The 12403-nt window shown below is 42.8% G+C and carries 5 protein-coding genes; 2 read left to right on the top strand and 3 right to left on the bottom strand.

The window, feature by feature from the left end; translation table 11 throughout:
* Nucleotides 1–281: 281 nt before the first annotated feature.
* Genes AC2SLO_RS10005 through leuS form a run of 3 tightly spaced genes read right to left on the bottom strand, consistent with a single transcriptional unit; the run spans nt 282 to nt 4724 of the window.
* A complete protein-coding gene (locus tag AC2SLO_RS10005) occupies nt 282–1379 on the bottom strand; it encodes a DNA polymerase III subunit delta (protein ID WP_486543653.1) in 1098 nt (365 codons plus the stop codon).
* A 3-nt stretch (nt 1380–1382) separates the two neighbouring features.
* Nucleotides 1383–2054, bottom strand: a complete 672-nt coding sequence (locus tag AC2SLO_RS10000; RefSeq protein WP_486543652.1) for an LPS-assembly lipoprotein LptE — start codon at nt 2052–2054, stop codon at nt 1383–1385.
* A 12-nt stretch (nt 2055–2066) separates the two neighbouring features.
* Nucleotides 2067–4724, bottom strand: a complete 2658-nt coding sequence (gene leuS / locus AC2SLO_RS09995; RefSeq protein WP_486543651.1) for a leucine--tRNA ligase — start codon at nt 4722–4724, stop codon at nt 2067–2069.
* A 544-nt stretch (nt 4725–5268) separates the two neighbouring features.
* Here leuS and AC2SLO_RS09990 point away from each other — a divergent pair.
* Nucleotides 5269–5631, top strand: coding sequence for an ArsC family reductase (locus tag AC2SLO_RS09990; RefSeq protein ID WP_486543650.1), 363 nt, complete (start codon nt 5269–5271; stop codon nt 5629–5631).
* 338 nt (nt 5632–5969) lie between these two features.
* Nucleotides 5970–12296 carry a transferrin-binding protein-like solute binding protein gene (locus AC2SLO_RS09985; protein WP_495637073.1) on the top strand — a complete coding sequence of 2109 codons (6327 nt, stop codon included), beginning with the start codon at nt 5970–5972 and terminating at the stop codon, nt 12294–12296.
* Nucleotides 12297–12403 lie beyond the last annotated feature (107 nt).

Raw genomic sequence — 12403 nt, 5'->3', positions numbered from 1 at the left:
TTCAGACATATATTTTCTAATACAAGGAGGAAATGACTTAAAATCAGAGCTAAAAATAGGATGGATATAAGAACCTGTATTCACAAGCTATAATTGGCTCTTTTTGCCTAAAACAAGCCACTACTTTGTTAAAATTCGGCTCGAATAGAATGACTACTCAACCCAATTCTGCCTCGTATTGTCTCATTTTATTCTAAAAATAACCTAACTGTAGCTTATGAATACAGGTTCTAACAAAATATTGCTTGTTAATATAAAGGTAAAGCCTAAATTAGTGAAGTTTAATTAAATAGCTGAATACCCGTCACTCGTAGAGCGGCTTGCAAAATAAGTTCCCATGCCGGCTGACGCAATACGCCTTTGACCGATTTATCGCACTGGTACAAGATATCTGGCCAATCGGCAATGCTTTGCTGATTTTGACGGCGACAGGCTGCTTGATACAAAGACTGCTTACTACTCCATATACCTAAGCTTTGTGGATCTTGTCCGCCCATAAGCTGCATAATCAGACGCATCTCTTTGCTAATTGACCATAGTACCAATGGAGTTGGCTCCTCAGTAAATTTAAGCTGCTCAATAATCTTGACCACTTGCGGCGCGTTGCCGGCGAGCATGGCATCAGATAAATCAAACACGCTATATTGAGCATCACTAACCAGAGCATTTTGTAGGGCATCCACATCTATGGTGACAAGTTGCGGAGTAGAAGCTTGACGAGGCGTAGTATTAGAAACAGGGGAGGTGGCATCAGGATGAGAGATTAATGCATCAATTTCAGGCGCAAATAAGTAAGACAAGCGCCATAAGGCTTGATAGGCACTTAACAGATGGTGTTCAGTTTGCACCATCAAAAACTGCCAAGCTTCTGGAACCAAATCAAGTCCAAAGCGCTGTGCCTGAATAGAGAGCAATTGCTGACGCTGATTTTCATTATATAAGTTGCAGTCAATTACCTGACCCATTTTTGCAAAAGGGGTAAACCATTTGCTGCTTTGAGCACGCTTATCGACTTTGCCGGTCAGCCACAGTACACAGTTTTGATTGGTGCCAGCATTGGCCTCAATTGCAAACGCTTCAAGCTCTGCTTGCACCAATTTATCCGGTTTGTGATTGCCAGTGACAATAACTGCGGTGGCATCATCAAATAAAGACAAGCTGTTTAATTCGCCTAGCACCTCTTGCCATGTCTTGACTGAGACAAGCTCGACACGTTGTATGGCGAGGTTTTGTGCACGCCAAGTGACGCGCATGGCATCAATGAGCCATTGATGCAATAACGGCTCATCGCCATGTGCCAGCCACAATCCAGATAATACATTTTGTGCAGATTGGGCTGAGCTTAGCTTGGGATAGACATTTAAAAAGGTGTCTTGCATGGGCTAATTAGCATCGTCTGTTGAATCAGAGGCATCGGCAGCTTTTTCAGGCACCAAAGTTACCGGACCATCGACATCAGCGTTGGGTGATACGCGAGGTAGACTGAGTGCCACGTATTGATCAGTAATACGCTGTGATAGGCTCTCATAGAGCCAGTCGCGGATTTGCTCACCTTGTTTGTCCTCAATACTTACAGAGGCCTCATCAAATTGATAACTGCGCTCTACCTGAATATTATTTTTAACAAGCATGGGTTTGCCAGTTCTACCGGCTGCATTATCCAGTGTATCAAAGGTAACGTCAGCGGAGAGCACTAAACGGACTTCAGTTAGTACCCCGACCAGCTCATAACGTCTAAACTTGATATTTTCGACTTTAATTAATCCAGTATAAAGCTGCTCACTGGTATTAATCTGACGACCAATATCATCAACCACTCGGATGCCAACAGAATTAAGCTTTTGCTTAAGTGGCAGTCGTAAGCGGTAGCTGGTAGTGTCTTCATCAATGCTCAGGATGGTGCTGCCTACCGCATAGGTCATCGGTGTCTCATAACCGCGCAAATGAAAACCGCAGCTGCTCAATAGCAGGGGTGACAACACGGCCATACCTGCTAATAGCATAGTCGCTAGACGTTTACGCTTCGGCTGATAAACAGCCGATTTCGTCACCATAATAGTCATTATTTAGCCCACCACGACAATGTTGATAAGTTTATTTGGGACCACGATCTCTTTTTTAATCTCGCCAGTTAAGTGCTTAGCCACACTTTCGATTTCTTTTGCTTGCGCTTTCAGCGTTTCGGCATCGCTGTCTGGTGCAACTTCCATCTTACCGCGCACCTTACCATTAACCTGAACCACCATTGTAATGGTGTCTTGAACCAAAGCAGACTCATCGACACTTGGGTACGCAAGCGTTAAGGTGTCAATACCCATTTGCTCAAGCAGATGCTCTGAGATATGCGGTGCATAAACAGAAAGCATGGTCAATAACGCAGTCAATGCTTCATGCTGTACTGCAATCGTTTGCTCATTAATCTGCTTGTTTTTCGATAAGAAAGCGCCCAATTCATTGGCCAATTCCATCAAGCTTGACACTGGTGTGTTTAGTGACAAACGATCACCTAGGTCATTGTCAATTTTGGCGATGACCTCATGCGTTTTACGGCGCAGGCTCTTAGCATCGCTGTCTAACTGACTGCTATCCATGTCAGCTATTGCCGGTAGAGTATCATGGGTCAGACCATTCGACTCTAATGCTTGCAAATGATCTTGCGCGGCACGCCATACTTTCTTCAAGAAGTTATAAGGGCCTTTAAGTGAGTCATCTGACCACTCTAAGGTTTGATCCGCAGGCGCAGCAAATAGAGTGTATAAACGAACAGTATCTGCACCATATTCATCAATAGTGGTTTGAGGGTCAACGCCGTTATTTTTTGACTTCGACATTTTCTCAATCTTACCAATGGTTACTGGCTTACCATCTGCTTTTAAGAGGGCATTGATAGGCTGACCACGGTCGTCATAGTTGATATCAACGTCATCAGCGAAGTAGTAGGTTTTACCACCATCTTCGTTATCACGATATAAGGTACCGGCGAGTACCATACCTTGAGTTAATAAGTTTTTGAATGGCTCATCACCTGATACCAAGCCTTCATCACGCATCAATTTGTGATAGAAACGGGCATAAAGTAGATGCATTACCGCGTGTTCAACACCGCCTACATACTGATCAACCGGCAGCCACGTATCGGCAGCAGATTTATCCACCATTTGAGTGTCATCATTTGGGCTAGCAAAACGAGCATAGTACCAGCTTGATTCCATAAAGGTATCAAAGGTATCGGTTTCACGCTCTGCCGCGCTGCCACATTTTGGACAAGTGGTGTTCACAAATTCAGGAATATTTTTAAGCGGATTACCACGGCCATCTGGAACCACGTCCGTCGGCAAAATAATCGGTAAATCAGACTCTTCTACTGGAACATTACCGCAATATTCACAGTTAATCATTGGAATTGGACAGCCCCAATAACGCTGACGAGATACGCCCCAATCACGCAGGCGATACTGAATCTTACGGCTGGCAAGGTTTTGTGGCTCAAGTTTGGCAAGCATGGCTTCAAACGAGCCATCAAAATCAAGGCCATCAAATTCGCCTGAATTTACCAGTGTACCACGCTCAGTATAAGCACCTTCGTGATCCTCTGGTGTTTCGATAACGGTTTTGATAGGTAGGTTGTATTTAGTCGCAAATTCATAATCGCGATCATCATGCGCAGGAACTGCCATCACCGCACCAGAGCCGTAGCTCATTAGCACGTAGTTGGCAACCCATACCGGCACTTCTTCTCCCGTTAATGGGTGAGTGACAGTCAGACCCGTATCCATACCGATTTTTTCAGCTTTGGCAAGATCCGCTTCTGCCACAGAGCCTTGCTTACACAGCTCGCAGAATTCAGCGATTTTAGGGTCTTGTTCAGCAGCTAATTTAGCTAAACGGTGTTCAGCGGCCACAGCAACATACGTTACACCCATTAAGGTATCAGGGCGAGTGGTGAATACGTCTAGCGTACTAATGTCATCGCTGTTTTTGTATGGGAAATGAACTTCCATACCTTGACTACGGCCAATCCAGTTGCGCTGCATAGTAAGCACATCGCTTGGCCATTGACCTTCAAGCTTGTCCAAATCATCAAGAAGCTCATCGGCATAATCGGTAATCTTGAAGTAATACATCGGGATGTCGCGCTTTTCAACTGGAGCGCCACTACGCCAGCCTTTACCATCAATCACCTGCTCATTAGCGAGTACCGTGTTATCAACTGGGTCCCAGTTCACTGCGGCAAGCTTTTTGTAAACCAAGCCTTTCTTGTATAACTGTAAAAAGAACCACTGCTCCCAGCGATAATACTCTGGCGTACAAGTGGCAAATTCACGTGACCAGTCTATCGATAAGCCCAGTGTTTTTAACTGAGCGCGCATGTTATCGATATTTGAAAAGGTCCATTTAGCAGGCGCGACTTGATTGGCAATCGCTGCGTTCTCTGCAGGCATACCGAATGCATCCCAGCCCATTGGCTGTAGCACTTCATCACCTTTTAGACGGTAATAACGGCTGAGCACGTCAGAGATAGTGTAGTTGCGCACGTGCCCCATATGCAGCTTGCCGCTTGGGTAGGGGAACATAGACAGCATATAGCGGGTGTTTGCATCTTTACTGATGTCATTGCTTACCTCAAAGCGCTTATCAGCGGCCCATTTTGCTTGCTGTTTGGCTTCAATCTGCTGAGTATGGTAATGATTAGGATTGGTTTGTTCAGTTGCTGTAGTGCTCATAATAGGCTCTAAGTTGGATGTTTTTATTAGGGGCTGTATAGAATTGATTTATGTCACTGGCGGTCGCTATTTTTTAGACAATATGCAGTGAAATTTTTGACGCTTAGTCATTCTAAGTTAGACAATTTCGCAATGTATTGGCAAAAAATAGCTCCGCCCTTTGGGCTGATGCTAAAACTGCCCTAGACAGTGTTGCAAACCTAGCTAAGGTCTAGACATTATCGTCGGTTTACGCCTAGTCTAGAACAGTTTTATCTATCAGCAGTTTTAATGAATCATTTCTATACAGCCCCTAGGGGTTTTTATAAAAAAGGACAATAATCATGAGAAAAATTAGATACGATAGAATAGCGCAAATTGAGCAAAATTGCGATGGTCAGCGCTAACTTTAGCGTTTTATTGGCATCAAGCAATCAAGTGATTAAACTTGACTGTATTTTCGTTTATATCGACCATAGAGAGTTTGAAATTCGCTAAATAGAACCAATGACACTCTATTGAATAAAGTAATATAAGAGAATGATCACTACAAGAGGAGTATGCAATGAGCGTAACTATTTATGGCATCAAAGCCTGTAGCACTATGAAAAAGGCGTTTAATAAACTTGATGATCTAGGGGTCGACTACGAGTTCCATGATTACAAGAAACAAGGTATCGATAAAGCCACAGTACAGCGTTGGGTAGATGAGCTGGGTATTGATAAAGTGCTCAACAAACGGGGTACAACATGGCGTAAGCTAACCGATGAGCAAAAAGCCGCTGCTGATGACAGTGTCGATAGTGCCATTGATTTATTGGTTGGAAATACCAGTATGATTAAACGTCCGATTGTTGAGGCGGCTAAAGATGGTGTCTTGTTATGCGGATTTGATGAAGCAGAGTATGAATCAGTTTTCAGCTTATGAAAAGAAAAAATTAGTTTGTTTAAAACTATTCTTTGTTAGCATTTTAATTGCTAATTAATTCTATAATTTACCTTAGACATAACTTAGCTATATTACTCGTATAATTTATTTTCTTATAAAATTGAGGGGCTTATACTATCAATCGATTTGTAGCAATAAATAAAGCTTGATATTGTCATTTTTTTGTAGCATATTTATTTCATAAATGTTTTTTAATTTTTTTATATTTTAAATATGTAACTAACAAAAAAATTGCTAAATACAGTGGTAACTGTAATGTTAGACCTATGATGTCTTAACTAAGACATCTAATTTTATATAGACAGGGAGATAGTCTAATGCAACCAACTGGACAGTCAGTTTTGATAGAAGCTACAACGAAAAAAGTCATCAGCAATTTGAAACCGAGTGTAGTCTTATTAACCTCTGTAATTCTTGCATCTTGTGGTAGTGGTAGTGGAACAGGAGACTATTATACTAATTCCAAAGATATTATTGATAGTACTGATTCCTCAACAGAAGCCCAAATAAGCGATGCTCAAAAAGCAGTCGACACCGCCAAGCAACAAGCGGCAGCTGCACAAGCAGTAGCAAAGGCAGCAAAACAAGAAGCTGAACAAGCCAAAGCTGAGGCCGAAGCAGCGAAGTTACAAGCAGAACAAGCGGGCAACGACAATAGCAAGCTTACCCAAGCCTTACAAAAGGCAGAAGAAGCCAAACAAGCGGCTCAAACAGCCGCTGCCGCCGCACAAGATGCCAAAGCAGCTGCTGAAGACACCCTAGCGAAAGCACAAGTTGCCGCACAACAAGCCATTGGAGCTGCAAAAGCTGACGCTCAAGCACAAGTAGAGCAAGCCAAAGCAGAAGTGACCGCAGCCAATGACGCCTTAAAAGCAGCAGAACAAGCTAAAAACGAAGCATTATCAGCAAAAGCCCTAGCAGAGAGCGCCAAAGACACTGCTATTGAGCAAGCACAAGCCCAAATAAGCGATGCTCAAAAAGCAGTCGACACCGCCAAGCAACAAGCGGCAGCTGCACAAGCAGTAGCAAAGGCAGCAAAACAAGAAGCTGAACAAGCCAAAGCTGAGGCCGAAGCAGCGAAGTTACAAGCAGAACAAGCGGGCAACGACAATAGCAAGCTTACCCAAGCCTTACAAAAGGCAGAAGAAGCCAAACAAGCGGCTCAAACAGCCGCTGCCGCCGCCCAAGATGCCAAAGCAGCTGCTGAAGACACCCTAGCGAAAGCACAAGTTGCCGCACAACAAGCCATTGGAGCTGCAAAAGCTGACGCTCAAGCACAAGTAGAGCAAGCCAAAGCAGAAGTGACCGCAGCCAATGACGCCTTAAAAGCAGCAGAACAAGCTAAAAACGAAGCATTATCAGCAAAAGCCCTAGCAGAGAGCGCCAAAGACACTGCTATTGAGCAAGCACAAGCCCAAATAAGCGATGCTCAAAAAGCAGTCGACACCGCCAAGCAACAAGCGGCAGCTGCACAAGCAGTAGCAAAGGCAGCAAAACAAGAAGCTGAACAAGCCAAAGCTGAGGCCGAAGCAGCGAAGTTACAAGCAGAACAAGCGGGCAACGACAATAGCAAGCTTACCCAAGCCTTACAAAAGGCAGAAGAAGCCAAACAAGCGGCTCAAACAGCCGCTGCCGCCGCACAAGATGCCAAAGCAGCTGCTGAAGACACCCTAGCGAAAGCACAAGTTGCCGCACAACAAGCCATTGGAGCTGCAAAAGCTGACGCTCAAGCACAAGTAGAGCAAGCCAAAGCAGAAGTGACCGCAGCCAATGACGCCTTAAAAGCAGCAGAACAAGCTAAAAACGAAGCATTATCAGCAAAAGCCCTAGCAGAGAGCGCCAAAGACACTGCTATTGAGCAAGCACAAGCCCAAATAAGCGATGCTCAAAAAGCAGTCGACACCGCCAAGCAACAAGCGGCAGCTGCACAAGCAGTAGCAAAGGCAGCAAAACAAGAAGCTGAACAAGCCAAAGCTGAGGCCGAAGCAGCGAAGTTACAAGCAGAACAAGCGGGCAACGACAATAGCAAGCTTACCCAAGCCTTACAAAAGGCAGAAGAAGCCAAACAAGCGGCTCAAACAGCCGCTGCCGCCGCACAAGATGCCAAAGCAGCTGCTGAAGACACCCTAGCGAAAGCACAAGTTGCCGCACAACAAGCCATTGGAGCTGCAAAAGCTGACGCTCAAGCACAAGTAGAGCAAGCCAAAGCAGAAGTGACCGCAGCCAATGACGCCTTAAAAGCAGCAGAACAAGCTAAAAACGAAGCATTATCAGCAAAAGCCCTAGCAGAGAGCGCCAAAGACACTGCTATTGAGCAAGCACAAGCCCAAATAAGCGATGCTCAAAAAGCAGTCGACACCGCCAAGCAACAAGCGGCAGCTGCACAAGCAGTAGCAAAGGCAGCAAAACAAGAAGCTGAACAAGCCAAAGCTGAGGCCGAAGCAGCGAAGTTACAAGCAGAACAAGCGGGCAACGACAATAGCAAGCTTACCCAAGCCTTACAAAAGGCAGAAGAAGCCAAACAAGCGGCTCAAACAGCCGCTGCCGCCGCCCAAGATGCCAAAGCAGCTGCTGAAGACACCCTAGCGAAAGCACAAGTTGCCGCACAACAAGCCATTGGAGCTGCAAAAGCTGACGCTCAAGCACAAGTAGAGCAAGCCAAAGCAGAAGTGACCGCAGCCAATGACGCCTTAAAAGCAGCAGAACAAGCTAAAAACGAAGCATTATCAGCAAAAGCCCTAGCAGAGAGCGCCAAAGACACTGCTATTGAGCAAGCACAAGCCCAAATAAGCGATGCTCAAAAAGCAGTCGACACCGCCAAGCAACAAGCGGCAGCTGCACAAGCAGTAGCAAAGGCAGCAAAACAAGAAGCTGAACAAGCCAAAGCTGAGGCCGAAGCAGCGAAGTTACAAGCAGAACAAGCGGGCAACGACAATAGCAAGCTTACCCAAGCCTTACAAAAGGCAGAAGAAGCCAAACAAGCGGCTCAAACAGCCGCTGCCGCCGCACAAGATGCCAAAGCAGCTGCTGAAGACACCCTAGCGAAAGCACAAGTTGCCGCACAACAAGCCATTGGAGCTGCAAAAGCTGACGCTCAAGCACAAGTAGAGCAAGCCAAAGCAGAAGTGACCGCAGCCAATGACGCCTTAAAAGCAGCAGAACAAGCTAAAAACGAAGCGTTATCAGCACTAGCAGAGAGCAGATCAGGCAATTATGTTTCTCCGGATTCTGTCATATCTGGTTCACAAATTGTAGCTGTTGGAAATACTTCTGGAGTATTTAATAGTACGCCAGAGAATTTTGATACTTTAAGAGTTAATGTCAACGAAGTCAGTGATAAATCCTCATTGGCTCCATTAGATATTAAAATACGCGGTGAAAATGATACAGAGTATGGTGATGTAGCCACAGGTCTTAAACAGCACTCTGATAGCCTAAGTTTTAAAGGTTATGATGGAGTAATAACTTTATATAACCGTAGCTTAGATTATGATTCAATCTATAAAAACTTTGATGATGTCATGCAGATAGGTCATATTGATGGCAATATTAAGACTAGTATTTTCTTTAACCGAGCACTTTCTACTGTATATGCACAAGGCAAAGCAACTAACTTAGATGATTTTAATGAGTTATCTGTAAGAGATGAAGGTAAGTTAAATTATAAAGGTATTGCAACTTATAAAGAGAAGGACTCTAGCATAGTTAGTGGTAGCTCTGATTTCGATGTTGATTTTGTCGATAGGTCAGTTAGTGGCATGCTAAAGTTTGACGAAGGTGATTACCAATATATGCCAGAAGGTAATAATATAGCGATTAAAGCCTCAATAACTGGAAATAAATTCGAAGGCAGTGGTGATGGTCTTGAAACATCGGGTGGATTTTATGGTACAGGCGCAGAATATCTAGGCGGTGTTTATGCTAATTCAGATGATAATAAGCATTTTACAGGAACCTATGGTGCTAAAAAGATAGCCCGACCTAATAATCCTGATACACCTGCTCAAGGAGAGTTGACTGGTTTCCAAAGTAACACAGTGAGTAATTCTGCAGGATACATTGTAAATGCTAAAATCGACTATACAGAAATACGTGATGACAAATCAGATTGGACAGAAACATTAGAGCAAGATGGACAACTACTAACGGTAGATAACCGAGAAGGAGATAACTTCACAAGTTACGATAGCTTTATAATGCGCTCTGATATGGCAAATCCTAAAAAAATAAAAGAAAAAATTGTCATAAATATTAAAGCGGATGATGATGCAATTTATGAAAATGGATTTAAACTTCATAAAGATAGTACTGATGTTGAAGGGAATACCTCAATGACTATGGACTATTCTACTATCTATAAAGACTTTGATGGACAAATGCAATTGGGCCATGTTTATGGAGAGCCCGATGGTGGTTTCTGGGTAGGTAAAGATGCTAGACTTTCAACTGTATTTGCTCAAGGAAATGCAACGAGTCTAGAAGACATACAGTATATGAAGGATTTAGCTCAATATCATATTGAAAGTGGTACTAATGATGGCAAGGTGAGTTATGAAGGTGTTGCCACGTATTTAGAAAACATTCATCAAGGCGATAAGACTCATACCGGACCTATCGTTGACGGTGTTTCTAAATTTGATGTTGATTTTGTGGGTAATTCCGTTAAAGGTGAGTTGTCCTTTGATCAAAAGTTAGCTTACAACGCAGAAGGTAGGGTTAATATTGAAGCGGTTATAGATGGTAACCAATTTTCTGGTAAAGCCAATAATATTGATACAGCGGGTGGGTTTTATGGTGAAGATGCAAAATATATAGGTGGCGTCTATCAGCAAGCATTGACCGATGGTGGTAATGGAGATGTGCCTGGTACAGGAACTACCTTTCAAGGTACATACGGTGCGATGCAAGTAGAAACGGTAGATGTTGATCCAGTAGACCCAGAAGTACCTGATGAACCCGAAAATACTAAATCAGGTATACAAACACTACAAGTAACTGTTGACTTATTAAACAAAAAGTTTGGAACAACTACTCGAGATTTTGATATTGATAATGAGAAAGTAGTTGCACGGACAGATATAATCTCTAATGGGTTATTACCAGAGTTAGACATTAAACTCAACACTGGTACAGAAATAGATAGAGGGTTTAACGCAGCCAGTAATGAAACCAGTATTAAAACAGGGTTAGGTGTACTGCCAGTAACTTATCAATCTGTATATAAAGACTATGATAATCAAATGACGATTAGTCAGATTGCAGGAAACGCCTCCTTCGATTCAATGATGATTCCTTTGGAAGGTGCGTTTGTTGTCGGAAACGCGACAGTATTAGAAAACATGCCAAGTGAAGGCAGGGTTTTATATGTGGGTGACGCTACGTATCGTAATATGAGTCAAGCAGATAATATTGAACTGGGTAAGTCAACATTTGTAACAGACTTTGTTACAAAGGAAATAAAGGGTAGCTTAGATTTTGCAGAGGACAAAAAAATAAACTTATCAGCAACGATAGAGGGTAACCAATTTATAGGAACCGCTAGAAATAACAGAGGCTTTGAGACAGCTGGAAGTTTCTTTGGTGACTCTGCTGAACATTTAGGTGGCACTTATAAAGGTAACGATATCGTAGGTAGTTATGGTGCATCAAAGCAAGAAGGTCCAGCATCGGAAGACTTGCCAATACCAGAGCCAGTACAACCAGTTAATGTCGTGGTTGCAGCCGATTCTGAATTAAGCGGATTTCAAAGTAATACATTAAGTAGCTCAAAAGGCTCATTTACAGATAATGCTATTGGCTATGTTCAAATTAGAAATGATAAGTCAGACTGGAATGAAAGTATAAAGCTAGGTGGTCAGTTTGGTGATGTTGCGCTTGCTATTGACAATAAACAAGGAGATAACTTTACTAGCTATGATAGTTTTCTTGCACGTGTCGATATGATAAACCCTGAAAGTATCGGTGAGGCAGTGGATATTGCTATCAAAGGAGAAAATGATACTGATTATGGGAATAGTTTTAAAGAGCATAAAGGCAGTGTAACAGTACAAGGTCCTATCGGCTTAACGTTAGCTTATTCATCAGTGTACAAAGACTTTGATTCTGAGATGCAGATTGGACATGTTTATGGTGATCCGGATGGTGGCTTCTTTGTTGGAAAACAGGCAAGATTCTCTAATGTATTTGCTCAAGGTAATGGGACCAATATCGATGATATGTCGTATATGAAAAATTTAGCACAGTATAACTTAGATACAGGTGTTAATGATGGAACGATAAAGTATACAGGTATTGCTACATATATGGAAAACCTACACCTAGGTGATGGTACACGCAGTGGACCAGTGACTAATGGCACCTCCGTATTTGATGTTGATTTTATTAGTAATAGTTTAAAAGGCGAGTTATCATTTGAGGGTGATTTTAAATATAACCCTAGTGGAAAAATTGCTATTGAGGCAAATATTGATGGCAATGCCTTTGCTGGTGATGCTAATAATATTGATACAGCAGGCGGTTTTTATGGTGAAGATGCGAAATATATAGGTGGCATTTATCAACAGGCTTTAGAAATTGGCGGAAAAGGTGATGTTCCAGGTACTGGAACTACTTTCCAAGGTACTTTTGGTGCTGAAAAGCAATAAATAGTAATCAATTGTTATGTTAAAGCGTAAAACTGTCCTATTTTGTTTTTAGTAGGATAAGTTAAATAAAAAGGCAGTTATAGTTTAACTATAACTGCCTTTTTTAC

Source organism: Psychrobacter sp. CX14, from assembly GCF_057396205.2.
Note: the sequence above shows the minus strand (reverse complement) of the source record. Positions and strands in the feature narration are given on the sequence as shown.

Bases quoted from the DNA above. Each gene is read 5' to 3' on its own strand.
- AC2SLO_RS10005 (WP_486543653.1), bottom strand. From the start codon at position 1,379: ATGCAAGACACCTTTTTAAATGTCTATCCCAAGCTAAGCTCAGCCCAA.
- AC2SLO_RS10000 (WP_486543652.1), bottom strand. From the start codon at position 2,054: ATGGTGACGAAATCGGCTGTTTATCAGCCGAAGCGTAAACGTCTAGCG.
- leuS (WP_486543651.1), bottom strand. From the start codon at position 4,724: ATGAGCACTACAGCAACTGAACAAACCAATCCTAATCATTACCATACT.
- AC2SLO_RS09990 (WP_486543650.1), top strand. From the start codon at position 5,269: ATGAGCGTAACTATTTATGGCATCAAAGCCTGTAGCACTATGAAAAAG.
- AC2SLO_RS09985 (WP_495637073.1), top strand. From the start codon at position 5,970: ATGCAACCAACTGGACAGTCAGTTTTGATAGAAGCTACAACGAAAAAA.